Origin of the sequence: Mesorhizobium sp. CA14 (assembly GCF_020165195.1) — a bacterium.
GTDB lineage: Bacteria > Pseudomonadota > Alphaproteobacteria > Rhizobiales > Rhizobiaceae > Mesorhizobium.
The window spans coordinates 101,512-127,765 of the sequence record NZ_JAIUHR010000009.1; the positions used below are offsets into that span (position 1 = coordinate 101,512).

Genomic DNA, 26,254 nt, shown 5'->3' on the forward strand with positions numbered 1-26,254 from the left:
CAGAGCCATGGAGGTCCGCAATGGTTCGCACCATCCCCGTCGCAATCCTCGCCACCGGCATCATGGGCCTGCCTGTCATGGCAGCCGAGCAATACTGGGTCGCCAGAGACGCCGTGTCGAAGCAATGCGAGATCGTGCCCAAGAAGCCCGACGGCACGCTTGTCATCGACCTCGGCAAGAAGAAATACGCCAGCGAGGGCGAAGCGAGGAAGGCGATGGAGGCGATGGCGGACTGCAAGAAGAAGTAGAGCCGCCGCCCAATTCCCCGAGGGGAAGTTAGCCAGCTTCTATCGATCCACCAATGACATCGTCCGTTCGTTGTATCGCGGTCCCGACACCTTATCGGGCGTCAGCGCCATGTCGAGCCCCAGCATTTCGGTGGCGTCGAGCGTGATGTCGGCTGCCGCGACATTCTCCTCCAGATAGGTTCGGCGTTTGGTGCCGGGGATCGGCACGATGTCGATGCCGAAATCCGGTCCCTTGGCGAGCAGCCAGGCGATCGCGATCTGGCCGGGCTTGACGCCTTTGGCGTCGGCGATGTCGCGCACCGTGGCCGCTGCCGCAACATTCAGGTCGAAATTCTCGCCCTGGTAGCGCGGGTCGCCGCGCCGAAAGTCGCCCTCGGGATAGTCTTCCGCGCGCTTGACGTCGCCGGCGAGGAAGCCGCGGCCGAGCGGCGCGAACGGCACCAGGCCGATGCCGAGCTCCTTCAGCGCCGGGATGATCTCGGGCTCGAGGTTGCGCTCCCAAAGCGAATATTCGCTCTGCAGCGCCGAGACCGGATGCACGACATGCGCGCGGCGGATGTTGGCGATGCCCGCTTCGGACAGGCCGAAGAAGCGCACCTTGCCCTCGGCCACCAGTTCGCCGACCGCGCCCGCGACATCCTCCATCGGCACGGCGGGGTCGACGCGGTGCTGGTAAAGGAGGTCGATGCGGTCCGTGGCGAGCCGCGAGAGCGAAGCATCGACCACCTCGCGTATATGCTCGGGCCGGCTGTCGAGGCCGGCCTGTTTGCCGTCGACGATGCGGAAGCCGAATTTCGTCGCGATCGTCACCTGGTCTCGCCGGCCTTTCAGCGCGCGTCCAAGCAGCTCCTCATTGACGAAGGGGCCGTAGATCTCGGCCGTGTCGAGAAAAGTGCAGCCGAGCTCGATCGCCCGGTGGATCGTCGCGATCGACTCCGCCTCGTCTGCCGGGCCATAGGCCTGGCTCATGCCCATGCAGCCGAGGCCGATGGCAGAGACTTCGAGCCCCTGGCTGCCGAGTTTCTGTTTGCCGAGACTCATGCGTCTTGCTCCGCCGAATTTTCGATCCGGCTAAATTATAGGGCCGGGCGTGAATGCGTCCAGCGCTGGCCCTATTGACGGCGCAATCGTCGCCATTCTTGCCGGTGGCGATTCCACTGTGGTGACAGCCAATGCGGCACGACAGGCTTGTCCTGATATTGCTCTGGCGCGAACTGGTCGCCGGCCTGCGCGCAACGCGGCGCCGCGATCTCGCCTGGATTGCGCTCGGCGGCGGTGGACTTCTGGCCTATGCGATCGCGGATATCGTCGTCGCCCTGCATGCCGCGGGTCCGAAGCTGCGGCACGACCAGCTTCTGTGGACGCTTGGACTGCCAATCACTTTCGCCGTGCTGGGATGCCTGGCGGGCAATGCAATGTCGCGGCTTTGCCTTTCTCGCGCCTTTGCCCCCTTTCTCAAGGCGCTGCCGCTCGCTTCGGCGGAGCGCCGTCGCATGGCGGAGGTAGGAGCCTTCGCGCTCGGCCTTCCACTCACCCTGGTGTTCGCCACGGCGGTCGGCTTCGCCTGCGTTGTCATCGGAAAGCCGTTGGCGCCGGCCTGGGGCCTGGGCGCGGCCACCCTGTTTGCCTTGAGCTTCGGCACGGCAGCCTTTTGGCGCCTGCGGCGGCCGCGCCTCCTCGTCGATGCGGCGGCGAGCGAGGCGACGCCGGTCGGGAGGCCCTGGCTGCGCCGCCTCGACCGGGCGCGTCCAAGCTGGCTCTCCAGCTGGGCCTGGAAACTGCCGGCCGGCCACATACGGGCGTCTTGGAAGCTGGCGGCCGCCAGCCTGCTTCTCGGGGTCGCCGCCATCTTAGGCGCATGGGTCAGCCTGGCCGGCCGCACGGCCGGGCCGGCGGCGGTCGCGGGCCTGGCGGGCGGCATTCTTGTTTTCATGCTCAGCCTGCGCTGCCAGCCGCTCGGCTCGCCGGTGCTGCGCACGGCGCCCATCGGCTTTACCCGCGTATGGCTGCGGCTGGTGCGACTGCCGCTGCAATTGTCGCTGGCCTTCTTCCTGCTGCCTGCCGGCGCGGCGCTCGCGGCCGAACCGTCGGCCTGGTCGGTGCCGGTCGCGAGCGGCCTCTGGCTGCTGGTGCTGAACGGCGCCTATGCGGTGTTCGGCGCCTATTTCCTCAACGCGCCCTTCGTCGCGATGCTGAGCTTCGCCGGCGCGCTCGCCTATGCCGGCTACGAAACGCTCGAATATGGGCGTACCGTGTTGATCGGCTTGGCGGCGCTGGCGTTTTTCTTGTGGCACCGAACCCGACAGAGATATCGCAATGGCTGAAGTCCTCACCGTCAAAGAACTCACCGCCGGCTATCGCGGGCGCATTGTCGTTCGCGGCATCGATCTTTCGCTCCATCGCGGCGATATGGTCGGCCTGCTCGGTGCCAATGGCTCGGGCAAGTCGACGTTCATCAGGGCAATCACCGGCCAGATCCCGTTGATCGGGGGCAGCGTGGCGATTGACGACATCGATCTCGCCGCCGCGCCGGAACGCGCCAAAGCCGGCTTCGGCCTCGCCATCGAGCCGCACGAGCTGCCGGCGCCGCTTTCGGGACGCCAGTATATCGAGCTCGTCGCCTCGATCCGCGGCTGCGCGCCAAACGACCTGCCAAGCGGCGACCTCCTGGAGCGACTAGACCTTGGACGCTGGATCGACCGCCCGATCGCCGAATATTCCCTTGGAACCCGAGCCAAGATCGCGATCGTCGCAGCGCTTCTCGGCCGGCCGCCGCTTCTGATCTTCGACGAGACGCTGAACGGCCTCGATCCAGTCGCCGCCTGGGAGGTGAAACGCGTGATCACCGCGCTCTGCGCGAGCGGGCGGCATGCCGCCATCGTCTCGACCCATGTGGTGGAGGCCGTGCCGGCGCTCTGCAACCGCGCGGTGCTCATGGCCGAGGGCAGCTTGAGCCGAAGCTGGGATGCGGCCCAACTGGCCGAAGCGGGCAGGGCGCCTGGGGTATTTGAGGAAAGCGTCATGCGGGCGTTGCGCATGCGGGCCGCTGCCTGATCTGGAGCAATTCCAGGAAAAGTGTGAGCGGTTTTCCGCCTGGAATTGCGGCAAAAACAAAGCTCTAAGCCATCGGCAGCATGCGGCGCATGATCAGCGAGGCGTGACCGCCGACGCCGTGGGCCGCTTCCCGGCGTTCGACCACCTCGAAGCCGTGCTTGCGGTAGAAGGCGATCGCGCGGTCATTGCCCTCGATCACCTCCAGCGCAATGGAGGGAATGCCGGCATGCGCGGCAAGCACCGCGTGCAGCAGGTCGACCGCGAGGCCGCTGCCGAACGCCTGCGGCTCGATGTGGAGCCGCTGCAGCATCACGTCGCCTTTCCCGCCCATTGCCGCCATCGCATAGCCGGCAATCGAGCCGTCGGCGCGTTCGGCGACGAAGGACATCTTGTCCTCGTCGTTGAGCTCAGCCACCAGCCTTTCCGGCGCGTGCCTTTCGTCGGAGAGCCTGGCCACGGTCTCGTCGCCCATGATCGGCGCATAGGTCCGCCGCCAGGATTGGCCGAGCAGCCGCGAGACATCGGCAAGATCATTCCTCGTCATCGCCCGGATGCGGGTCATGGTCGTCATCCTTGTTGAAGTCTGAAAATAGGGCGAAGCGACCGGCACAGCCAATCTCCCTTGGTCGCCTGCAGGGCAGAGGGGACGCTGTCCCGCGGGCCTGTCCGGGTTTGGGATCTCAGCTTTGCGCTGCGCTCGGCGTCGGCAGCTCTTCGCGGCGGCCTATCTTGCGGCCGAGGATAATCAACTGGCGCGCGCTGTTGTTGCGCAGGCGGCGCAGCCGCCATTCGAGCCCCGTCTCGATGGTGACGCGCTTGGCGTAGACGCTGGAACGCATGCTGGCTTTGTCTGTCGCGACCTTCACCGGATCGTCGTAGAAGGCGCAGATCTTGTCGGCGTCCATGCCGGGCGTCGAGAGCCATTGCGGGATGTAGATAGAAGCCAGCCTGTCGACATCCGGTTGATGCCGATGCCGGGCGTCGGGCATGTCGTCCAGAACGCGTCGCCGATGGTGACGACGCCGGCGCGACGATGCTGCCTGCTTGTCGTCAGGCTGACCTGCCTCACTTCGACGGGGCCGGCGACGGCGAAATTGCCGCATTGCCTGGCGATCTCCGGCATTAGCTCGCAAAGCATGGCCTGGGGATTTTCGCGGAACGCCCGCGTCCATTCCTTGGCCACGGTGCGATAGAGAAACATGTTGCCCCGCAGTCTGTCGCCGATGGGGAAAACACTGAGATAGGCGACGCGATCCGCCGGGCTCCTAGCGTAGCAGGTGACGGCCGGATAGGCGCATTGCTGCGGCGTGATGGCAAGGTCAAATCCGATCGACAGCGAATGCGCCTTCGATTCCTCCACGCGCTCGATGCCGATGGCGCGCCGCACCGCCTCGCCGTAGCCGGTGGCCACGACCAGAAGGCGGGCATCGATCACCGCGCCGTTCGTCAGCACCACGCGCTGCCGGTCGGGACCGGTGAAAACTTCGGCGACCTTGCCCACCGTCAATGGCACTTGGGCGGGCAGTGCCCGCCGCATGCCGTTGACCAGCGCGCCATAGGAGAAGGCGAATTCCCATTTCCGCTCGCGCCGAAAGAGCTGGCCGAGGCGGAAGACGTGGATGTCGGTCATCGGCGTGACCAGGGGCCCGATGGCAGGACCGAGGCCGAGCTTCTCGAACACCCGCATCTGCTTCATGCCGATCTTCTCGGCGCGGAACTCGTCGTGATGGACCAGATGCGGGTCGATCAACGCCACCTTGCGGCCGGCCTTGCCCAGCACGGCAGCCAGGCTTGTGCCCGCCAGCCCGGCGCCGACGATCGCCACTTCGACTTCGGCCGAGGCAGGCTCGACGGCAGGTATTTCGTGGCCCTGCGCGGTGTCCATCTTTCTGCTCCACAGCTCACGCATGAATATCTCGGGCGGCAGGAGCAATCTCAAGCAACCCCGGCGCGAGCCGGCTAGCAATGAAAAATTAGGTTAATCCGCTTTGTGAGAGCCGCCATTCGATAGCCCGCCGCCGAACCGATAGAGGTGGCAGCGGGCCATTGGTGCGACGGGAGTGCTGTCCCGCCGAGCAGGAGACACTGCTCAAGGCGATCTAAAACAGCTTCCCCAGGAATCGCGACTTACGGATTCGTAAGCTCTCTCAAGATTATGTTCCCAGGCCCGGCCCGGCATGCAATTCCTGACCTGCCTTGTCGGCGTGGTCGAAAGCGGCTTCTCTTACGCCAGGCGCGGCGTCACTCGGTTTTCCCGCCTCGCAGAACCGGCGGGCGAAGATCATCAGGTGCCGCGCGGTGTTGTTGCGCAGGCGGCGCAGGCGCCATTCCAGCCCGGTCTCGGTGGTGATCCGCCTGGCATAGATGCTGGCGCGCATGGCTCTTTTGTCGGCGGCGATCTTGACCGGATCGTCGTAGAAGGCGCCGATCTTGTCGGCCGCCATGCCGGGCGTTTCGAGCCAGGCGGGGATATGCGTCGAGCTGAGGCAATCGACATCGGTAAGCACCCGGTGGATGCCGTCGCCTTGCGCCGGACAGGTCGTGGCGAACGCATCGCCGATGAAGACAACGCCGTCGCGGCGGTGCCCCCGCGTCGTCGTCAGGCTGACCTGCCTCACTTCCACCTCGCTGGCGATCGCGAAGTTGCCGCATCGGGCGGCTATCTCCGGCATCAGTTCCAGCAGCATCTTTTGCGGGTTTTCGCGGAACGCCCGCACCCACGGATCGGCGACGGTCCGGTAGACGAACATGTTGGCCCGCATCCGCTCGCCGATCCTGAAGATGGTAAGGAAGGCAACGCGGTCGGCGACCCGCCTTGCGTAGAAGGTGAGGGACTGCAGGCCGAATTCCTGCGGCGAGATCGCGAAATCGAACCCCATCGTCAGCGAATGCGCCTTCGATTCCTCGATGCGCTCGACGCCGATGGCGCGCCGCACCGCCTCGCTGTAACCGGTGGCTACCACCAAGAGCCGGGCTTCGATGACGGAGCCGTCGGTAAGCACCAGGCGCTGCCGGTCCGGTCCGGTCGAGACTTCGGCGACCTTGCCCACCGTCAGCGGCACTTGCGGCGGCAGCACCGCGCGCAGGCCGTTGACCAGCGGCGTGTAGGAAAAGGCGTATTCCCAGGCCTGCTTGCGCTCGAACAACTGGCCGAAGCGGAAAACATGGAGATCCGTCATCGGCGTGACGAGCGACCTGAAAACCGGGCCGAGCCCGAGTTTCTCGAACAACCCCATCTGCTCCGCGCGAGTTTTCTCGGCCCGGAATTCGTCATGGTGGATGCGATGCGGATCGACCAGTGCGACCTTGCGGCCCGCTCTGGCGAGCGACAGAGCCAGCACGGTTCCGGCGAGTCCCGCGCCGACGATCGCCACTTCGACCTCGGTCCGGACGGCCGGCACCGCAGGCGTTTCGCGATCTTCTGCGATGCTCATATCTTTTCTCCACCGCCCGTAGGCATAGGATCCTGCCTCTGCATGCGTTTCCAGCGCGGCGCCATTGCGGAACCGTCGATGAATTCCAGTCCGCCCGCCTCATTGAGCGTGTGCAGCTTGCGGCCGGCCCAGCCGGCACCGGGGTTGAGGATCGTTTCGACGACCTGCTCGAAGCCGCTCTCGTCAAGCTGCGTGACGCGCGCGATGCCGAGCGCGGCGCCGTAGCTCCTGCGGCAGTCCTGCACCGGGCGCAGGAGCTGGCCGCCGCGGCTGACCATGCGGCCCGCCGGTCGCGCCGAGGCGATGTCGATCAGCAACGGGTTCTTCGGATGCGGTGTCCACGGCCCGCGGAAATCTGGCGCCGACCACAAATGCAGCTGGTCCGAGAAGGCGCCGCCGCCGTCGCGCACGGTAGCGAACATCCACCAGCGCCCGCCATGCTCGGTGAGCGTGGCGTCGCTGGCGACGATGTCCGACAGCAGCGTCGCTTCCTTGACCCAACCGCCCGGGAACGCGGTGGCGCGGTAGAGGTCGACGGTCCGGTTGGCGGAGCTTTCCGGCACCATCCACATTTCGCCGTCGCGTTCGAACACGAAAGGGTAGGAAAGGTGATAGGGCAGTTCCAGCACCGGCTTCGGAGTGCCCATCGGTCCGCTCGGTCCGAAAGCCACCGCCGAAAGGATCGCTTTGCCGGTGCGGTGGATATAGTCCTCCACGAACAGCGTCACCTGGCCGCGGTAAAGCACGGGGAACGGGTCGGCGTAGAAGCGGCTGCCGTCGTCGGGCAAGGCGCGCCAGCCCGATTGCGGATGGGCGCGCAGCTCGTACAGGTCCTTGCCGCCGGTCCCGCGCCAGCCGACCCGCCAGTGCGGGGCGTTGTAGCACAGATGATAGATCTGCTGGACGATGCGGCGCGCCGTTGCCTTGGCCGCACGCACGCCGAGCTTCGTGGCCGACGGCAAGGCTGGTGCCGGCGCCTCCGACAACGGTTCGGGCAGCACCGGAAGCGACGAGCGTGCGGCGCCGTTGACCGCCGCGACGATCAGGCTGGCCGTGCGCACCAGCATGTCCTGGAAGGAAGCCAGCGCAATGCCGTGATATTCGGTGCCGAGCCGTCCTTCGGAGACCGTCGCGCCGTTCTGTTCCAGACGGACGAGCGGCGTGCGGCCGGCAAGGATCAGCGCCAGCAGGGCCTCTTCACCGCAGACGCCGTCATAGGCAAGGCGCCAGACCCGTCGGCCCTGCGGCTCGACGTCGCCGACGAGATCGATCGTGAGATCGGCCGGCCCGGATGGTCTCGCATGGCTGGCCAGTGCGGAAAGTGGCACACGCTTTGCCGTCCCATTGGCGGGCAGCCGATGGATAAGCGTCTCAAGCTGGAACAGTGCTTCGGCACTGCGCGGCACACCGCCGGGCGCCGGACGGGCGTCTACGGCAAGCTCCACGCCGGGCAGCCGCGACAGCCGTTCAGCCAGCGCTACATGGAAAGCGCGCAGGCGATCGCCGTTGAGGCGCAGGGTCAGGCGCATGGCTGATCCCCGGGCGACTCATATCCGGTGCCGGCGGCCCGGCTGGCCAGGTCAAGCTTCCGCCGCATGCGCACGATGTCTCCAGTTTAGGCTGCACTTAGATTCTACTGCGTTGGTGCAAACTTCGTGCCAGAGCGGCCTCAATTTATGAACATAATTAACAGTGTTTTAATCGTTGCCGGGAATAGCTAGGCCAACGCCGCATTCTCATCTTTGCCGGCCAATGGAGCGTTGTCGGAGCGACCTTTGCAACCACCCCTGCTCATGGTGCCTCAGCAGAACGCTCCGGAGGCGATTGCGCCCGCGCCGGCCTATTACGCGCCCGCGCCCGCGCAAGCCACCGTCGAGCTTGGCGATCTCGGCCGCATCCTGTTGCGCCGCCGTTTCCTGATCCTTCTCACTGTCGCGCTGCTCACCGCGGTGACGCTTGTCTATACGATGCTGACGCCGGCGCTCTACTCCTCGACGGCACAGATCATCATCGATCCGCAGGACCTCCAGGTCGTCACCAACGACGTCAATCCGAGCCGCATTTCGCCCGACGGCGGCATCACCCAGGTCGAGAGCCAGGTGAGCGTGGCGCAATCGAACAGCGTCCTTCTGCGCGCCATCGCGGCGACCGATCTGACCCACAACCCGGAATTCAACGGGCAGGGCGTGCTCGACCGCTGGCTGGGCATGGTCTTCGGCTCCGACGACGGCGACAGGACGGCTGAGACGCTCGACGCGTTGCGCCGCCGCCTTGCCGTGAAGCGCGACGACAAGGTGCTGGTCCTCAACATCATCGTCACCGCCAAGAGCGCCGACCTCGCGGCGAAGCTCGCCAACGCCATCGCTCAGGCCTATCTCGACGATCAGGCGGCGGCGCGTTCGAAAGCCGCCGCCGACGCCTCCGATGCGATCAGCGCCCGGCTGGAAGACCAGCGCAAGCGCGTCGAGCAGGCTGCCAACGCCGTCGAGACCTACAAGGCCGAGCACAACATGGTGATGGCCGCCGGCAACCTGGTGAGCGACCAGGAGCTGACCGACCTCAACACGCAGCTGACCGCCGCCCAGACCCGAACCGCGCAACTCAAGGCGCAGGTAGACCAGCTGCGCCGGCAGGGCAGCGCGCCGGACGCGACCTCCGAGGCGATGCGCTCGCCGGTCATTGCCAGCCTCAGGGCGCAGGAGGCGACGCTCGTCGATCAGATATCGCAGTTCGGCACCGCGCTCGGGCCGCGCCATCCTTCGATGATCTCGGCGCAGCAGCAATTGAGCGACCTGCGCAAGCTGATTTCCCGTGAGCTCGGCCGCCTCGTCGCCGCCGCCCAGACGGACTATGAACGCGCCCTGGCCAACCAGAAGGAACTGGAGGCCAAGATGGCGTCGCTGAAGGGCAAGTCGCTCGACACCGACCAGGCTTCGGTCAAGCTGCGCGAGCTGCAGCGCGATCTCGATGCCGTGCGCACCGTCTATGCCAATTACCTGCAGCGCGCCCAGGAAACGCGCGAGCAGACCAACGTCAACAGCACCAATGCCCGCATCATCTCGCAGGCCATGCCGGCGCTGAAGAAGAGCTGGCCGCCGAAGGGGCTGCTTGTCTTCGGCGCCATCTTCGGCGGACTGGCGCTAGGCATCGGCATGGCGCTGATCGCCGAATATCTTTCGCCGACCGTGCTTTCCGCCAACCAGATGCAGTCGGCCATCGAAGCGCCGGTGCTTGGCGTGCTGCCGGGCAGGGGACGCCGCCGCTCCGGCGCGGCCGCCCAGAAGACCGACGCCGTTGCCGGGCTGGCGCTGCAGCGCATCGCCGCGGCCACCAGGCGCCCGCCCGATTGGCCGCTGGTGCCCTCGATCCTGGTAGCGTCGCCGCCCGAGGACAAGGCGCAGCGGTCGAGGGTTGCATGGCAGCTCGCCAACGCCGCGGCGGCCAGGGGCCGTCGCGTGCTGTTCATCGACATCAATGCCGGGAAGGGCCAGAAGGACCCGCAGCCCGGCGTGCTCGACGTGCTGCGCGGCGAATATCCGCTCGAAGCGGTCAGCCGTTATGCGCCCGGCAGTTCGGTGGCGCTTGTCGGCCGGGGCCGGCCGACCGCGGTGTTCCAGGAAGCCCAGGCGCTCTATTTCGCCCATCGCATGCTGGCCGAGGCCAACCACAATTTCGAGCTCGTCATCGTCGACGGCGGCGCGCTTGCCGACGACCTCAACGTCCTGCCGCTGGTCGCGATGGCCGACGAGATCTTGCTCGTGGCCAGGCTGAACGCAACGCCGATGCGAGACGTCGCCTCGACCTCCGAAGCTGTCTCGGTCATGGGACGGCTGCCGACTGGCGCCATGCTGGTCGACGAGGCGGCCTGACATGGCCGCGATCCCGGCTGGTCCTGCCCGGCCTGTCCCCGTTTCGGGTTACGGCATGGCCGGCCGGCGCATCGTCTCCGTCGATGCGCTGACCCGGATCGGCATTACCTTGGCGGTGCTGCTCCTGTTTTCCGTCTCCGGCGGCATGCTGTGGCTGGCCGGCTATAATTATGACGGCCTGCAAGGCAGCCCGCTGAGCAAGATCCACCCGTCCACCTATCTCTTCGTGCTCGTCTTCGTCTGGCGCTCCTGCACCTTTGGCAACCCGGTCGGCTATGTGGTTCATGTCACCAACAAGCGGCCGGCAACGATGCTGATGGCAGTGATCGCGACGGTGCTTCTCTTCGTCGTCATCCTCAGACAGCGCCCCGGCATGGCCGGCATGATCGACACGTTCGTCGCCCCGGCACTGCTCGTGCTGCTGCTCAGCGAGGACGACGAGAAGACCTTTGCCTGGCTGCAGCTCGTCATCCATGTCGTCATGACCGCGAATGCGCTGATGGCGCTGTTCGAGTTCGGCACCAAGCATCTGGTGTTCCCCTACAGGTTCGACGGCGCGGTGTTCGTCAACGACCTGCGCTCGACGGCGCTGCAGGGCCACCCGCTCTCTAATGCCACGGTCACCTCTATCTATGTGCTGTCGCTGCTGTCCGGCTCGCTTTCCCTGTCGACGCCGCTCAGGCTGGCGCTTGTCGGCCTGCAGTTCTGCGCGCTGGTCGCCTTCGGCGGCCGCTCGGGCATGGTGCTGACGATCTTGCTCGGCGGTGTCTATCTGCTCATCCAGGGCCTGGCGCAGCTCAGGACCGGGCGCGTCAACCTCTTGGGCGCCGCGCTGGTGATCATGCTCGCCGCGCTCCTGCCGCTGGCCATCGCGCTGGCCGGTTATTACGGCTTCTTTGACGCGCTGCTCGAACGTTTCGTCTCCGACAGCGGCAGCGCCAATGCCCGCGTCGAGATGTTCGATCTCTTCAGGCATCTGGAGCTGCGCGACCTGATCGTCGGGCCCGATGTCGACCTGCTCGACAGTATGCGCCGCATCAGCGGCCTGGAGCAGGGTATCGAAAACCCGGTCCTGCGCCTGACGCTCTACCAGGGGGCCTTCTTCACGCTCCTGATCTTCTTCGGCTTCGCGTTGTTCATGCATGAGGTCGCGCGCCGCTGCCATCCCGGCATCTGGTTGCCGATGCTGGGCTGGCTCATCCTGATCAACACCTCCGAAAGCATCGCCTCAAAGACGACGCTGATGACCAAATTCGTGGTGATGGCGCTGGCGCTTTATCGGCCGGCGAGGCCTGTTGCGGGTCAAAGGCCGCAGGCGTAGGCGCTCTACGGCGCCCCCGCGCGAAGGAACGCAGCCGCTCGCATTATGCATTCACGGGTCGACCAACCGCCTCAATCCTCCTTGTCCCAAGCAACACCAGCGGCACGGCGACCAGATTGATCGCGATCACAGAAAGCCAGATGGCGCCGGGCCATTCTCTTCGCGTGGCGAAGTAGAAGGTCGAGAAGGCGAGCGGGGCGACTATGGAGGCGAGGCTGACGACCGAGGCCAGCACGCCCTGCAACTGGCCTTGGCGTTCCGCATCGACCTGCCTTGTCGCTAGCGCCTGGAAGGCCGGCGTGCCGATGCCGGAGAGTGCGAAGACCGGCATGATGGCGAACACCATCCAGCCTTGGTTGGCGAAGGCCATTGTGGCCAGGGCGATGCAGGCAAAGCCGATGCCGGCGACGAAGGCCTTGCGCTCGCCGAGCAGCCGGGCGGCCGGACCGGGCAGGAAGGCCTGCGCCAGCGTCTGGCAAAGGCCGAACGCGCCGAGCGAAAGCCCGATCCAGAGGCCGTTCCACCCGAACGTGTCGAAACCCCAGAGCGCCCAGCAGGTGCCGTAGGCCTCGCCGGCGCCAGAGAGGATGAAATAGACCAGGACGATGGGCAGGAGCCCTTTCATCGACAACACCCAGCGCAGCGGCCTCAGCGGGTTGAGCGCGGCGAGCTCGATCTTCTGGCGGGGGGGCATCCGCGACTCCGGCAGGACGAAGACGGCCAAAAGCAGGTTGGCGGCGTTGAGCAGGGCGGCGGCGATGAGGGGCAACCGGATCCAGTGGTCGCCGAGCACGCCGCCCAGCACCGGGCCGACGATGAAGCCGATGCCGAACATGGCGCTGAACAGGCCGAAGCGGCCGGCGCGTCTCTCCTCAGGCGTAATGTCGGTGATGTAGGCCGTTGCTACGGAAATGTTGGCGCTGGTGAGACCCGCGACAGCGCGGCCGATGAACAGCATCCAGAGCTGTGGCGCGAAGGCCATGATGAGGTAATTGATCGCGGCGCCCGCCAGCGAAATCAGCAGGACCGGCCGCCTGCCCAGATTGTCGCTCAAGGCGCCGAGCACCGGCGCGAAGAAGAACTGCATGGCCGCGTAGAGCGCGGTCATGATGCCGATATAGGCGACGATATCGGGGCTGTGGGTCACCTCCTCGAGAAGGCGCGGCAGGATGGGAAAGACGAGGCCGATGCCGACGGCGTCGAGGCAAATGGCGGCAAAGATGACGATGAGGGGTTTGTTCATGGGGGTAAGCTCCGGGAGCAAAGGCTTCTTCGCCGGCCGGCGGGAGGGCACCTCGCGCCAGGCGTCAAACCTTCTGTGTACTGAGTTTTAATATGTACTGAGTACACATATCGGACGACGGCGAGGCAGAGTCAATACAAATATGTACTGAGTACAAAAATCATGCTATCGGGAAGCCATGCCAGAACCGTCCGACCGCCGTTCCCGAAAACGCCTCGCTACCAGCAAGGCTATCTCCGATGCCGCCACGCGCCTGTTCATGCAACGCGGCTTCGATCATGTGACCGTGGACGAGATCGCTGCGGCCGCCGACGTCGGCCGCATGACGGTCTTCAACCACTTCCCGCGCAAGGAGGACATGTTCTTCGACCGCGACGAGGAGGGGCGCGAGATGCTGCGCGAGGCCGTGCGCCAGCGTGAGGCCGGTGTCGCACCACTGGAGGCATTGCACCTGCTTGCGCACCGGCTGGTCGCCGAACGCAGCCCGGTGGTCGAATTTTCCGCCAGAAGCGAGCGCCTGGTGCCGACGGTCGCCGGCAGCGAAACCTTGAAGGCTAGGGCGCGAGCGATCCGCGACGAACTGGCCGACATGGTGGCGGCGGCGCTGGCCGAAAGCGTCGGCTGCGACGCCGCCGATCCCGACGCGCATCTCGCGGCAAACCTGCTGTTGGCGACCTGGACTGTTGCCTTCCTCGAGGCGCATCGCGCGTTCCGCCAGACCCGCAGCCAGGAGAAAGCTAACGATGTTTTCCTCGCGCTCGTCGACAAGGGGGCGGCGGGCCTGAAGGCCGCAATGGCCGGCACGCCGTACCTGTGAGCGAAACCAAACCTTTGGCGCGGTTTGGTGATTCAACAAATCAAGCGCGTGGCATCGTCAGCCCCAGCGCTTCGACCATCGCCGGGTCGAGCGCGCGCGTGGTGTCGTCCATCATGCCCATGCCGTCGAACAGGTCCCAGAATGCCCAGGCAAAGCCGAAGGCCTCGGCGCTCTGCCGGACATCGGCGATGTAGCGGGCGCGGTCGGGATTGGGCGCGGCGGTGTAGCGGGCATCGGTGCGCAACGCGCCGAACTCGCCCATGATGATGCGCTCGCGCGCGACGTCGTGAGCTTCCGCCCAGTCGCCCACCTGCTTGAGATAGCCATCGATGAAGCGGCGGTCGGGTTGCGCATCGAAATAGACTTTGAGCACCTTTTCAGTCTCTTCATAGGCGGCTTTCTTGGCCTCGTCCGACCTCTCGGAATCCTGCGCCATCCTTGCTCTGACCGAGGCCAAGGTCCTTTCCAGCGTTCCGGCGGAAGCCGGCCATGGCACGTTGTTCAGCGCGCGGTAGACCGGCTCGCGCATCCATGGCGCGCCCTGATGGCTGAACAGATAGGGTTCATAGAAGTGGAAGGTGAACAGGATCGGCTCGAAATCCGCCAGCGGTGCCGGATCCAGCGCGGTCAGTCCGCGCACCATCGAGCCGCAGCCGCCGGTGACGAGCAGCGGCAGCTTGCGCGCCGAGCCCCGCGCTGCGCTCAGCAGCGCCGCCTGGACCTCGGGCCACAACCCGGAGGCACAGTCCTGCGGCGGCTCGTTGACCGGCTCCAGCGCGATCCTGCCGGGCGCCATGTCCGCCAGCATGCCGGCAACCTCGCCGACGAAGACCTGGTAGCGCGTGAATTCCGGCGCCGCGGTGCTCGAATACATGCGGTCGGGATTCCAGTAATGCGTGGCGCCGTTGGCCTGCACGTTGACGATGACGGCAAGATCGGCTGCGAGCGCCGCCTCGACCGCCGCACTCAGCATCGCCATCAGCTTGGCGCGCTGGCCCGCGTCGGCTGCCAGGAATGGGCCCGGATCGACAGGCAGGCGGATGAAGTCGAGCCCGCTGGCGCGCAGCCGGGCAAGGTCGGCCGGCGTCGGCACCGGCCGCTGCGGCTGGAAGGGCGGGCAGTCATAGTCGGTGCGGGGCGCCGGAAATTCGCGCGTCAGGGCAAACCACGGCCAGGTGTTGACCCCGCGCCTGAAAGGCCATGCGCCGGCGGCTCGCGCTTGAGATACGAGCAGTGGAACCGCACTCGCCAGTGGTGCTGTTGCCGCGACCAGCGCCGCGCCGAGGATCCGGCGGCGCGACCAGCCGGTCATGCGTGCTTGGCGCGGTCGGCTTTCGCCGGCACGGCGGTGGCAACGCCGAGCTGCCGCAGCGCTTCCTTCTCATACGCTGTGAGAACGTCTTCCCAGCGGAAGGCCTCGCGAGCGCGTGCCCGCGCCGCCTTGCTGCAGCGCGCCACCAGCGCGTCGTCGGCCAGCGCCTCGTCGATCCGTTGGCTCAGGCTGTCCGTGTCGTTGAAATATATCGCCGCATCGCCGGCGACCCAGCGATTGTAGCGGTTGTCATGCGCGATCACCATGTTGCCGGCGGCAAGCGCCTCGACCAGCGAGGGGTTGGTGCCGCCCACCGTGTGGCCGTGCATATAGGCGCGCGCATGGTAGCGCAGCGCCTTCACCGTCGCCTGGTCGTAGATCGCGCCCGGCATCATCACCACCGAACCTGCCGCTTCGCTCACCGCGCGGTGATAGGGGATCTCGTCGTTGAGCGTACCCAGCACGACCAGCTTCATCTCGCCCCGGTCGCGGCGGCGGAAGGCTTCGATGATCGGCAGGATGTTGTTGTCGGGTTCGATCCGCGCGATCGAGACCAGATATTTGCCGGGCTCGAGCCCAAGCGCGCGAATGGGTTCCTCCGGAGCCGAGGTCACCGGGTCCGCGCCGTAAGCAATGGTGGCGATGGCGCTGCGCGGCCGCCTTGTCGCCAGGTGATCGGCGATCGCCGGGTGGTCGGCCACAAGCCGGTGCGAAAGCCACGCGCCGATCCATTCGTTGAGCCAGAACCAGGTGCGCGCCGCCGGTCCCCATTTCGGCCGCCTCCACTCGATGCCGTCCATATTGGTGATGATCTTGCGCCGCATGAGCCTGAGCCAGGTCAGGAAAACGGCGCCGTTATAGCCGAGCACCAGGCACACGCCCGGCCGCCTGGCGGCATCGAGCACGCATTGCCAGTCGAATTCCAGCGTCGCGCGCGGACCCCTGGAGGCGACCTCGATGGTGATGAGCTCGATCCCGCGCCAGGTCTCGCTCGTCACCCTTTGGCCGACGCGCTCGACCTCTTTTTGGCAATAGACACCGACCTTCCAGCCGCGTCCGGCCAAAAAAAGCGCCAGCCGCTCGGCGAAGGTCTCGAAGCCGCCGTGAGAAGCCGGAATGCCGCGTGTCCCCAGGATGAGGATCGAAGGCCTTTCGATCAGCTTGGAAGGTCGTTCCGGTTTCAAAATAGAAGGTCGTTCCGGTTTCAAAATAAAGGAATCCCCGGGGTCCGGTCATGGTTGTTGTTGCGTCACTGACACGCCCAGCAACTTGCGTGCCAGGGTACCCCCAAGGCGAATACTCGCATGAAGGTGTAAAATTTCTCTTCAGAAAGCTTGGCTTGCTTCATTATCGGTCAACTTTCGCGGCGTATCTGTACCGATACGGGGCACGGCCGGGGTTCAGGGGTCGCAGCAGGGCATTCACGAACCCGGCACAATCCTTGCTCCCGAGCCTCCAGTGGCCATCGCCGGGTAGAGCGGCGTGCGGATTTGGCATGAAGTTTCTTCCGCGCTTGAGGTCCGGTGCTGAGCGGACTCGGGGTGCAAGGTGGAAAGATAGTGATGCGCATTGCCTGCGTTCATCAGGGCTATGAGCTCTATGGTTCGGACCGCAGCTTCGCGGAGAGCGTGGCTGCGCTGCGCGCCGCGTTTCCGGCCGCCGAGATCGAAGTCGTGCTGCCGCGCGAGGGGCCGATTGTCGATATCCTCAAGCCGCATGCCAGCCGTATCGTGTTCGAACCGCTGTGGGTGCTCAGGCGCCAGGCGATGCTCAGGCTCGCCACCGTCGAGATGGCGCGGCTGCCGGCGGCGCTGTGGCGCGCCTGGCGGCGCATGCGGGGCAGCGACCTGACCTATATCAACACCTCGATCATCGTCGATTATGCGCTGGCCGCGCGGCTTTTGCCGCGCAAGGCTCTGCTGCACATCCACGAGATTCCCGAGGGCATCCTGCGCAAGGTGCTTGTCGCCTTGATGCGCTGGAGCAAGGCCGACCTGATCTTCAATTCACGTGCCACGCGCGCCACCTTCGGCGACCCGTCGATCATCGATGCCAAGGGACGGCGCACGCATGTCGTCTATAACGGCGTCGCCGGGCCGGCGGCCGCCCTGCCGACGACCTATGACGGCAACCGGCCGCTCAAGGTCCTGCTGCTTGGTCGCGTCAACCGCATCAAGGGACAGGAGGTGCTGCTCGAAGCGGTCGCCTCGCTCCCCGCTGCGTTGCGCGACCGTGTAGAGGTCCGCCTCGTCGGCGGCGCCTTCGAAAGCGTCGAGCGCGAGAAGGCACTGGCCGAGCTGGTTGGGCGCATAGGCCTGACCGGGCATGTCGAGGTGCTGCCATTCGTCGCCGACCCCGCCGACCACTATCGCTGGGCAGATATCGTGGCGGTGCCATCGCGCCGCCCGGAATCGCTTGGTCGCGTCGCCATCGAAGCAATGGGCTGGGGACGGCCGCCGCTGGTGTCGGCGATCGGCGGGCTGATGGAAGTGGTGGCGGACGGCGAGACCGGCTGGCATGTGCCGCCCGGCAACGCCGCCGCCCTTGCCGGCAAGCTCACGGAGATCATCCTGCGGCCGGACCTCTGGCGCGGCTTCGCCGCTGCCGGCCGGGCACGCTATGACGCGGTGTTCAGCGAACATATCGCCGCCGCCGCGATCGTGGCGATCGTGGCCGACAAGCTGAAGGCTGCAACGCCGCGACAGGGGCGGGCGCACATTGCCGGCCAGGCGGAGACGAGCCCGTGAAGTTCACCTTCCCGGGCCATCTGGTGCGGCGCCTCATGCTGATGATCGGCGGCGAGGCGATGCAGAGCGGCTTCCATTTCGCCCTCAACATCGCGCTGCTGCATCTTCTGTCGGCGGAAGGCTACGGCCTCTTCGCGCTGGCCATGGTGATGGGCGGCGTCGGCTTGTCTTACATCCGATCCCTCACCGCCGTTCCCGCCAGCATATGGATGAGCAAGAGCACCAACAGCGCCGGCGTCGACGCCCATGATGTAACCTTCGGATCGGCGGCGCTGGTGGTGGCGCTGCTGATGGGGCTGGGCACGGGATTGCTGATGCGCGTCCTGGGCGATCCGAACGGTATCGGCGCCGCCTGCTTCGTCTGCGCCTGGTCGCTGCGCAGCCATATGCGCACGGCATTCTTCGCACGCCGCATGCAACTCGTCGTCTCGATCAGCGACGCCCTGTTCACCGTCGCGGGCATAGTCCTCGCGGGGGCGGCGATCTGGTTTTTCACGGATGCGCTTCAGGCCACCTTCTACGCGCTTGCCGCGGCCAATATCGTCGGCATCGCCGTGCTGGTGAGACTGGCGCGCCGCAGGCTGCGCATCTCCTTCCGCGCGCCGACCTGGCGGCGCTATGCAAAGCTATGGCCGCAGCTCTGCTGGTCAGGGTTCAGCGCCACCACCACCAACATCCAGGGGCAATCCCTGGCGCTGCTGGTCGCGGGCATCGCCGGGCCCGCCGCTTACGCGCCGTTGGCGGCGGTGCTGGTGCTGTTTGCGCCGCTGCGCATTTCCAGCCTTGCCTTCTCCAACATGGCGCAGCCGGAACTGGCAAAGCTGGTGCGCAACAAAGAGTTCGACCGCGTATGGGCGCAGGCCAAGATCTGGGCGCTCGTCATGGGTGTCGGCAGCCTGGCCTATGGCTGCGGTATCCTGTTCATCTTGCCGATGATCAAGTCCCAGGCCCTGCAGCATGCCTCGGTCGGCCTGATCGGAATTTTCGCCATCGCCAACTTTGTGCCGATCATGGCCTATGTGATGCCGCGCGTGGTCCTCGAGATCGTCGGCGATTTCCGCATCGTCGCCTTCATCACCATGGCCGGCGCGATCGTCGGACTCGCGACGATCGGCATCCTGTTGGCCGTCGCGCCGTCGACTTGGTCGCTGGCCGGTGCCGCGGTGTCCGAGACCTTTGTGCTCGTGGCTTCATGGTATTTCGCGGCCAACCGCATGTGGAACCTCAAGCATCCGAGCAAGCAGCGCCCCACGATGGTCGGCGCCTGGCGCCGCGCGGCGACGCTCGCCGTGCAGCGACGATAGGAGAATGATGTGGCAAGCCAGGCAATGCCGATGGCCGCAATGACGACGGGCTTGGTTGACGGCGAGACCGCGGCGCACGCTGCCGGCGCCGCCAGCACCGCTTACGTGGCTGAGCTGCACACCAGCCTCGAAACGGCCAAGCCGCTCTGGCTGCGTCTCGAGGCGACGGGCGTGTGCACCGGCCACCAGCACTTCGCCTGGGCCGAGGGGATCGTCGAAGGGCTCCTGCCGCAAAAAGCCGACCTTGCGATCGTAGAAGTGAGGGATGCAGGCACGGGCGAGCCGAGGATGCTTGTACCGCTGATGCGGCGCCGCGCATTCCGCCATTGGGTGATCGAATGGCTGAGCTGCGGAGTGTGTGACTATTCCGCGCCCTTGCTCGCCGACGCGACGCCGTGGACCAGGCAATCCGCCGAGGCCGCCTGGGCGGCGGTGCTTTCCGTGCTGCCGCCGGCCGACCGCATCCACATCGTCGGCATCCCGAAAGAGGTCGGCGGCGTCGCCAATCCCTTGGCGCTGCTGTCGCCGGCGCGCGACTCCATCCACTCGCATTACGGCATCGCCATGGATGGCGACGCCGAAACCGTCGTCAAGCGCATCTGCCGCCCGTCCTTCGTCAAGGCGCTCAACAAGGATCTGCGCCGGCTCGATCGCAATGGCGGCCTGGCGCTGGTGGAAGCAGACACGCCGGCCCTTGTCGACTCCATCTTCGGGAAGCTGGTCGAGATGCGGCTCAGCCGCTTTCGCGAGCTCGGCCGGTTCGATCTGCTGGCGCAGCCGCCGGTCCTCGATTTCTACCGCAGGGCCGCGCATCGCGGCCTGACCGACGGTTCGGTGCGGATCTTCGGCCTGCGCGCCGGAGACGTGATAGTCGCGGTCCAATATCTGGCGGTCCATCTGGGCACCTTGCACGCGCTGCTTGTCGCGATCGATCAGGGCGCTGTGCCTAATGTCTCGCCCGGACTTTGCATCATGGGCGAGCTGATCAAATGGGGCCGCGGGCAGGACTTCGACTATTTCGACCTGTCTGTCGGCAACCAGAGCTACAAGGAACATATGGGCGCAGTGAAGTCGGTTCTGTCCGAACTTTGCTACGGCATCACGCCGAAGGGCGTAGCGGCGAGCGAGGCCATCAAATACCGCGGCCGCGGCGTCGCCTTCGTGCGCGACAACCCGCGCCTGTTCAAGATCGCGCAGGAATTCATGCAGCGCTGGCGGCGGCTGCGGGCGCGGTGAATGGGCAAAGCGGGCCTGGCAAATTGACTCACATTCCGCTCTCCGCCATGCTTACGGGGCAGCCGCATCTTTAGCGGCAGCGTGTTCGAGTGAGGCCATGGCCAGTCCCGTCGCCAGAGAAAAGTCCCGCCGCGCAGCGGTGAAGACCGCGCTCGAGCGCCACAAAGTCTATGTCACCGCGCAGCGCTTTTCCGGCGGCTCCTACAGCGCCCGCGTGCTGGTCGACGGCGAGGCCTACTGGGTCGACGAGTTCCGGCTGAGCCAGCTCAGGCAAGGGCTCACGCCGGCGGAGCTGGAACTGACGCCGGCGATTGACGATTGATCCAAATCCCTTGCTTCGCCGCGATGTAGGAAAATCTGAAATGCTGGCGGGACAGCACCCCCCTCTGTCCTGCCGGACATCTCCCCCTCAAGGGGGGAGATTGGCTGTCACGCCGGCTTTCGCCAATCGCCGACGGTGTAAGGGGAGCGCGGGCGCGCGGTCTGCTAATCTCCCCCCTAGAGGGGGAGATGTCCGGCAGGACAGAGGGGGGCGCGAAGGAACGAGGCGTTTGCCATTGTCCCGTCTGCGCCTCGGCACTTAGTCTATGCCCGCCAACCTCAAACCCTACCGCGCCAAGCGCGAATTCTCCCGCACCCCCGAGCCCGCAGGCAGCCTTTCCGCCGACGGTTCCAACCGCTTCGTCGTGCACAAGCACCACGCCACCGCCGACCATTACGATCTGCGCCTTGAAGTCGGCGGCGTCCTGAAGAGCTGGGCCGTCCCGCGCGGGCCCTCGCTCAACCCCGCCGACAAGCGTCTCGCCGTCGAGACCGAGGACCATCCGATCGAATACATCGATTTCGAGGGCGTCATCCCGGAGGGCGAATATGGCGGCGGGCCGATGATCGTCTGGGACACCGGCACCTGGGCGCCGATGGAGGATGTCGAAAAAAGCCTCAGGACCGGCGCCTTCAAGTTCCGGCTGGCCGGGCAAAAACTCAATGGCGGATGGATGCTGACCCGGCTGAAGCCGAAGCCCGGCGAGGATGAGAGCAAGAAGAACTGGCTCTTGTTCAAGGAGCGCGACCTCGCTTCCGACACCACGCTCGACATCCTCGAGGCACGGCCGGAGAGCGTGAAGTCCGGCCGCCACATTGAAGAACTGGCGGCGCCGCCGAAGAAGACGGAACGCCTGCCGCCAAAGCGTGGCTCGCTGAAGCCCGGTGCGCTGCCCGGCGCCGTCAAGGCTGACCCGCCGAGCCGCATCGAGCCGCAGCTCGCCACGCAGGTGTCGAAGCCGCCAGGCAGCGACGATCCCGCGGAGCGCACCGACCAACTCTGGCTGCACGAGATCAAGTTCGACGGCTACCGCACCATGGCGCATGTCGTGGATGGCGAGGTGCGGCTGATCACCCGCGGCGGCATCGACTGGACCAAGCGTTATGGCGATCTTCCGCAGGCTTTTTTGCGACTGCCGGTCGCCCAAGCGATCATCGACGGCGAGATCATGGTGCTCGACGATAAGGGCATCTCGCGCTTCGCGCTGCTGCAGGATGCGCTGGCCGAAGGTGCCGGCTCAAAACTGCATTTCTATGCCTTCGACCTGCTGCATCTCGACGGCTGGGACTTGCGCAAGGCGCCGCTGCAAAGGCGCAAAGCGCTGCTTGCCGAACTGCTCGCCGGCCAGGCCGCCAACGCCGCCATCCAGTATAGCGACCATGTCGAGGGTGACGGGCGCGGGCTGTATGAACAGGCGACGGAACTTGGACTCGAAGGCGTCGTCTCCAAACGCGCCGACGCCATCTACCAAAGCGGTCGAACCAAGAGCTGGACCAAAATCAAGGCGCTCGAGAAAGACGACTTCGTCATCGCCGGCTACACCGTCTCCGATCGGGCGGAAGGGCTGGCGGCGCTCGGCATGGCCGAGTTCGTTGATGGCGAATTGCACTATCGCGGCAAGGTCGGCACCGGCTTCGACCGCGATATGGCGACAGACCTGCTGGCCCGACTGGAGCGGTTGACCGCTGGCGCCAGCCCGCCTGAAGGCGTGCCGCGCGAGATCATGCGCGAGATGCACTGGGTTAAGCCGCTGCTGTCGGCCCGCATCCACTATTCGAACCGCACCGGCGACAATGCGATCCGGCACGGCGTCTTCCGCGGGTTGCGCGATGTCGGCGGGCTGACCACGCCGGTGCCGGTCAAGCGAAGGCGGCTGATCGCCGAATCCGATCTCGCCACTATCTGGGTCACCAATCCGGAGCGGCGGCTGTTCGGCAAGACCGGGCCCACAAAACTCGACATCGCCGTCTATTACGCGTTGGTCGGCGATTTCATGCTGCCGCATATCATCGGCCGGCCGGTTTCGCTGGTGCGCTGCCCGACCGGCAAGCCGCAGGACTGTTTCTTCCAGCGCCACGCCTTCACCGGCATGCCGCCTTCGGTTGCCGTGTTCGAGTCGATCAATTCGGAAGGCGAGACGAAAACCTATCTCTCGGTCGAGGACGCCAAGGGTTATCTGGCGCTGGCGCAATTCGGCGTGGTGGAATTCCACACCTGGGGAACGCACCGGTCAAAACTCGACAAGCCCGACCAGATCGTCTTCGACCTCGACCCGGGCGAGGGGATTTCCTGGCGCGAGGTGGTGGAGGCCGCCGTCCACATCAAGGGCGGGCTGGAGAGCCTGGGACTGATGCCATTCGCCAAAACCTCGGGTGGCAAAGGCATCCACATCACCGTGCCGGTGACCCGAAAGCAGAACTGGAAGAAGCTGCATCAGGCCTCGAGCGCGATTTCGACTTTGCTCGCTGCAACCGCGCCCGACACCTTCACCACCACGATGGGCAAGGAAAACCGCAAGAAGCGCATCTTCATCGACTTCCACCGCAACGCTCGCGGCCACACCTCCGCCGCGCCCTATTCGCTGCGCGCCCGCACCAATCTGCCGGCCTCGACGCCGGTGAGTTGGACCGACCTGGAGACCATCGACGCACCGGAGGACCTGAACTACGCCTCGCTGCCGGGGCTGTTGGAGACGTCTGGCGATCCCTGGGCGGACATCGACCAGGCGGCGCGGGATTTGCCGGTGTTTGAGCGCTAGTTCCTCTCCCCACGAAGTGGGGAGAGGTGGCCGCGCAGCGGCTGGAGAGGGGCAACGCCAGCGTGAGAGTTGAGGCGCCAAGAAGCATTCAACTTTGCGCCAATCCCCTCTCCGTCTCGGCTCCGCCAAGCCACCTCTCCCCCGCCTCCGCGGGGGCGAGGAACGGCGTCAGGGCATCGACGCTTGCTACAATTTGAACTATTCTCCGCGCCAACCGCCCCAGAAAACACTTCGTCAGGAATTCGGCAGTACAATCAGGGGTCGGTGTAGGATTTCCGCAGCCTCAATCGTCCTACGGACGAAGCGCTGCAAAGAGCATGGTCCCAAAAGGCGGGAACCGGTTTTTGGACAAGACCATGCTTCAACATAGTGTCAGTGCATGGCCGCGTAGGAGTTCATCATGGCGCCCAGGGCAAGTTGGAAAGGTTATCTCAAGCTCAGCCTCGTCAGCTGTCCGGTCCGGCTCTATCCGGCCACCAGCGCGAGCGAGCGCATCTCGTTCAACCAGTTGCACAAGAAGACCCACAACCGCATCAACATGAAGCCGGTCGATCCCGAGCTCGGACTGGTCGAGCGCTCGGACCTGGTGCGCGGCTACGAATATGAGGACAAGCAGTACATCATCATCGACGACGCCGACCTCGACGCGGTCCGGATCGAATCCAACCACACGATGAACATCGAGGCTTTCGTCGACGAGGGCGAGGTCGACGTCATCTACCAGGACTCGCCCTATTACCTCGCGCCCGACGGCGCCATGGCGGAGGAGACCTTCGCGGTGCTGCGGGAAGCGATGCGCAAGTCCGGCAAGCTCGCGATCGCCCGCCTGGTGCTTTCCAGCCGCGAGCGCGTGGTGACGATCGGCGCGCGCGAGAACGGCATGTTCGTCTGCACCTTGAGGAATCCCAACGAAGTGCGCGGCACAGCTGAATATTTCGGCAATATCCCGGATGCCAAGCCGGATCCCGAAATGCTGCAGCTGGCCGAGGCTTTGATCAAGCAGAAGCAGACCCATTTCGATCCGAAGAACTACGAGGATCGCTACGAGGTGGCGCTGATGGCGATGATCCGCGAGAAGCTGAAGGGTCATAAGCCGATCATCGCGGCCGCGCCCGAGCGTGGCAACGTCATCAACCTGATGGATGCGCTGAAGGCGAGCCTGTCGCAACAGGCGAAACCCCCGGCCAAGTCGAAGAGCAAGGCCGAGGAAGCGCCGGCAAAGCCTGCCAAGAAGGCGGCAGCCGGCGGCGGCGCGGCTGAGAACCCGCTGAAGGCGAACCTGTTGAAGGCTGTCGGCAAGAGCAAGAAGTGACGGGAAATGCAGGGCCAGTGATCGTTCCCGGCGCCGTCTTCGGCGTCATCGGCGCTCTGGCCGCCTTTCCGCTGCGTCTCGCTGCCCGCGAGGTCGAGCGCCGCCATGCGGAGTTGCGGCGCGGCGTCACCCGCCGCACCTCTCATGTCGTGTTCGGCCGCACGCTTCTCGCCAAGGCCGGGCTGACGAAGACTGGCGATGCCGAGATCGAGCGCCGCGCGAAGGCCGAGCGCGAAGCCGGCCGTGCCTTGGTCAGCGAGAATGGCTTCCTGCGCCTGCTTGGGCTGATGAAGGCGCCCGACACCTCGTCGCTCTCCCGGCAATCGCTGATCGACCAGTCGCGGCTGGCTAGCGAGGATCTCGACCTTCTGTCGCTGTTCGATGCCTTCGAGCATGATGGCGAACCCTATTCCTTCCGCGACCTGATCCTCGCGCGCAAATATGCCGGGCTGATCGCCAGCGGCGCCACCTGGGGCGCGATCGCGCGCTCCGTGCACCGCTCCGGCCCGGTCGCCTCGCTCACCGCCAAGTCGCTCAATCTCGGCTCGCAGCATGGCCGCCCGGATGCGATCTATCTCGACGAAGGCAGGAGCGAGCTCGACGGCCAGCTTTTGTTCGACCTGGGTTCACCCGAGGATGACACGCTGGAAGAGCTTTTCGCCGAGGCCGAGATAGCGGAAGAGGAGGGGCGCCACGATGATGCGGCCGCGCTCTACCAGCGTTGCCTGGCGATCGATCCCAAGGATGCGATTGCCGCCTTCAACCGCGCCAACTGCTTGCGCGGCGCCAGCCGAGTTGCCGAAGCCGCGCATGATTATGCTCGTGCGATCAAGCTCGACCCCGGCTTCGTCGAGGCCTGGTTCAACCTCGCCGGGCTGATGAGCGACGAAGGCAAGGTCGCTTCGGCGCGAAGGCACCTCCAGAAGGTCATTGCGCTCGACAAGGCCTATGCCGATCCGGTGTTCAACCTGGCGCGGCTGGAGTTTGACGGCGGCAATCTCGTCGAAGCTCGCCGGCTGTGGATGCGCTATCTGGAGCTGGATGCGGTATCCGAATGGGCACGGACTGCGCAGAAGGGGATACAGTTCGTGGATCTGCATATGGCGCGGACGGCGGGGTGAGCGCCTCTTCCTTCTCCCCTTGTGGGAGAAGGTGGATCGGCGCGTAGCGCCGAGACGGATGAGGGGTGCTGGAAGGAATGAGGCGCTGGTGACCTTGTCGCATGTAAGGATATTGATGGGCGTGGCCGCCAAGCTGGAGCACCCCTCATCCGTCCG

The 26,254-nt window shown here is 65.7% G+C and carries 22 protein-coding genes; 13 read left to right on the top strand and 9 right to left on the bottom strand.

Features of this window, described 5'->3' with window-relative positions; translation table 11 throughout:
- Positions 1–20 precede the first annotated feature (20 nt).
- Positions 21–248 (top strand): hypothetical protein, encoded by a 228-nt coding sequence (locus LB565_RS12670; RefSeq protein WP_224584417.1) that lies wholly within the window; start codon positions 21–23, stop codon positions 246–248.
- A 39-nt stretch (positions 249–287) separates the two neighbouring features.
- Here LB565_RS12670 and LB565_RS12675 read toward each other — a convergent pair whose 3' ends face one another.
- Positions 288–1,289 carry an aldo/keto reductase gene (locus tag LB565_RS12675; RefSeq protein WP_224584419.1) on the bottom strand — a complete coding sequence of 334 codons (1,002 nt, stop codon included), beginning with the start codon at positions 1,287–1,289 and terminating at the stop codon, positions 288–290.
- Between the two features lie 131 nt (positions 1,290–1,420).
- Between LB565_RS12675 and LB565_RS12680 the strand changes: the two genes are divergently transcribed.
- Entirely contained in the window at positions 1,421–2,572 is a 1,152-nt protein-coding gene (locus LB565_RS12680; RefSeq protein ID WP_224584422.1) for a hypothetical protein, read from the top strand.
- Positions 2,565–3,302 (top strand): ABC transporter ATP-binding protein, encoded by a 738-nt coding sequence (locus LB565_RS12685; RefSeq protein WP_224584423.1) that lies wholly within the window; start codon positions 2,565–2,567, stop codon positions 3,300–3,302. The genes LB565_RS12680 and LB565_RS12685 overlap by 8 nt, the downstream gene beginning before the upstream one ends.
- A 64-nt stretch (positions 3,303–3,366) precedes the next feature.
- On the opposite strand, the gene LB565_RS12690 is transcribed toward LB565_RS12685, so the two are convergent.
- The 5 genes from LB565_RS12690 to LB565_RS12710 all read right to left on the bottom strand — a co-directional run bounded on the left by LB565_RS12690 (position 3,367) and on the right by LB565_RS12710 (position 8,265).
- On the bottom strand, positions 3,367–3,864 hold the full coding sequence (locus tag LB565_RS12690) for a GNAT family N-acetyltransferase (RefSeq protein WP_224584426.1): 498 nt from the start codon (positions 3,862–3,864) through the stop codon (positions 3,367–3,369).
- 118 nt (positions 3,865–3,982) lie between these two features.
- Positions 3,983–4,207, bottom strand: coding sequence for a hypothetical protein (locus tag LB565_RS12695; protein ID WP_224584427.1), 225 nt, complete (start codon positions 4,205–4,207; stop codon positions 3,983–3,985).
- Positions 4,165–5,187 (bottom strand): FAD-dependent oxidoreductase, encoded by a 1,023-nt coding sequence (locus tag LB565_RS12700; RefSeq protein ID WP_224584429.1) that lies wholly within the window; start codon positions 5,185–5,187, stop codon positions 4,165–4,167. The genes LB565_RS12695 and LB565_RS12700 overlap by 43 nt, the downstream gene beginning before the upstream one ends.
- Positions 5,188–5,455: 268 nt before the next feature.
- A complete protein-coding gene (locus LB565_RS12705; protein WP_224584430.1) occupies positions 5,456–6,736 on the bottom strand; it encodes an FAD-dependent oxidoreductase in 1,281 nt (426 codons plus the stop codon).
- Positions 6,733–8,265, bottom strand: a complete 1,533-nt coding sequence (locus tag LB565_RS12710; protein WP_224584431.1) for a formyl transferase — start codon at positions 8,263–8,265, stop codon at positions 6,733–6,735. Before LB565_RS12710 ends, LB565_RS12705 begins: the two co-directional genes overlap by 4 nt.
- A 246-nt stretch (positions 8,266–8,511) precedes the next feature.
- On the opposite strand from LB565_RS12710, the gene LB565_RS12715 reads away from it, so the two are divergent.
- Together LB565_RS12715 and LB565_RS12720 are read left to right on the top strand one after the other, a co-directional pair.
- Complete coding sequence (locus LB565_RS12715) at positions 8,512–10,605, top strand: GumC family protein (RefSeq protein WP_224584432.1); 2,094 nt, start codon at positions 8,512–8,514, stop codon at positions 10,603–10,605.
- 1 nt (position 10,606) lies between these two features.
- A complete protein-coding gene (locus LB565_RS12720; RefSeq protein ID WP_411970642.1) occupies positions 10,607–11,926 on the top strand; it encodes a VpsF family polysaccharide biosynthesis protein in 1,320 nt (439 codons plus the stop codon).
- 43 nt (positions 11,927–11,969) lie between these two features.
- Here the strand turns inward: LB565_RS12720 and LB565_RS12725 are convergent, their stop codons facing one another.
- Positions 11,970–13,169 (bottom strand): TCR/Tet family MFS transporter, encoded by a 1,200-nt coding sequence (locus tag LB565_RS12725; RefSeq protein WP_224584433.1) that lies wholly within the window; start codon positions 13,167–13,169, stop codon positions 11,970–11,972.
- A gap of 178 nt (positions 13,170–13,347) precedes the next feature.
- On the opposite strand from LB565_RS12725, the gene LB565_RS12730 reads away from it, so the two are divergent.
- Positions 13,348–13,986, top strand: a complete 639-nt coding sequence (locus LB565_RS12730) for a TetR/AcrR family transcriptional regulator (protein WP_224584434.1) — start codon at positions 13,348–13,350, stop codon at positions 13,984–13,986.
- Positions 13,987–14,026: 40 nt separating this feature from the next.
- Here LB565_RS12730 and LB565_RS12735 read toward each other — a convergent pair whose 3' ends face one another.
- Together LB565_RS12735 and LB565_RS12740 are read right to left on the bottom strand one after the other, a co-directional pair.
- Positions 14,027–15,298: a glycoside hydrolase family 5 protein gene (locus LB565_RS12735; protein ID WP_224584435.1), complete on the bottom strand. Its 1,272-nt coding sequence runs from the start codon at positions 15,296–15,298 to the stop codon at positions 14,027–14,029.
- Positions 15,295–16,482, bottom strand: a complete 1,188-nt coding sequence (locus LB565_RS12740; RefSeq protein WP_224584436.1) for a DUF1972 domain-containing protein — start codon at positions 16,480–16,482, stop codon at positions 15,295–15,297. Before LB565_RS12740 ends, LB565_RS12735 begins: the two co-directional genes overlap by 4 nt.
- 378 nt (positions 16,483–16,860) lie before the next feature.
- Here LB565_RS12740 and LB565_RS12745 point away from each other — a divergent pair, with 378 nt between their 5' ends.
- The 7 genes from LB565_RS12745 (at position 16,861) to LB565_RS12775 (ending at position 26,098) form a co-directional block, all read left to right on the top strand.
- Positions 16,861–18,045, top strand: a complete 1,185-nt coding sequence (locus tag LB565_RS12745) for a glycosyltransferase family 4 protein (protein ID WP_224584437.1) — start codon at positions 16,861–16,863, stop codon at positions 18,043–18,045.
- Positions 18,042–19,349 carry a hypothetical protein gene (locus LB565_RS12750; protein ID WP_224584438.1) on the top strand — a complete coding sequence of 436 codons (1,308 nt, stop codon included), beginning with the start codon at positions 18,042–18,044 and terminating at the stop codon, positions 19,347–19,349. The genes LB565_RS12745 and LB565_RS12750 overlap by 4 nt, the downstream gene beginning before the upstream one ends.
- 9 nt (positions 19,350–19,358) lie before the next feature.
- Entirely contained in the window at positions 19,359–20,585 is a 1,227-nt protein-coding gene (locus LB565_RS12755; RefSeq protein ID WP_224584440.1) for a GNAT family N-acetyltransferase, read from the top strand.
- A 97-nt stretch (positions 20,586–20,682) separates the two neighbouring features.
- Complete coding sequence (locus LB565_RS12760; RefSeq protein ID WP_095820755.1) at positions 20,683–20,907, top strand: hypothetical protein; 225 nt, start codon at positions 20,683–20,685, stop codon at positions 20,905–20,907.
- A 265-nt stretch (positions 20,908–21,172) separates the two neighbouring features.
- The gene (gene ligD, locus LB565_RS12765) at positions 21,173–23,665 is read left to right on the top strand and encodes a DNA ligase D (RefSeq protein WP_224584442.1); all 2,493 of its coding nucleotides are present in this window, start codon (positions 21,173–21,175) and stop codon (positions 23,663–23,665) included.
- Between the two features lie 400 nt (positions 23,666–24,065).
- Positions 24,066–24,977, top strand: a complete 912-nt coding sequence (locus LB565_RS12770; protein ID WP_224584445.1) for a Ku protein — start codon at positions 24,066–24,068, stop codon at positions 24,975–24,977.
- 17 nt (positions 24,978–24,994) lie between these two features.
- Positions 24,995–26,098: a tetratricopeptide repeat protein gene (locus LB565_RS12775; RefSeq protein WP_411970643.1), complete on the top strand. Its 1,104-nt coding sequence runs from the start codon at positions 24,995–24,997 to the stop codon at positions 26,096–26,098.
- The last annotated feature ends 156 nt before the right edge of the window (positions 26,099–26,254 follow it).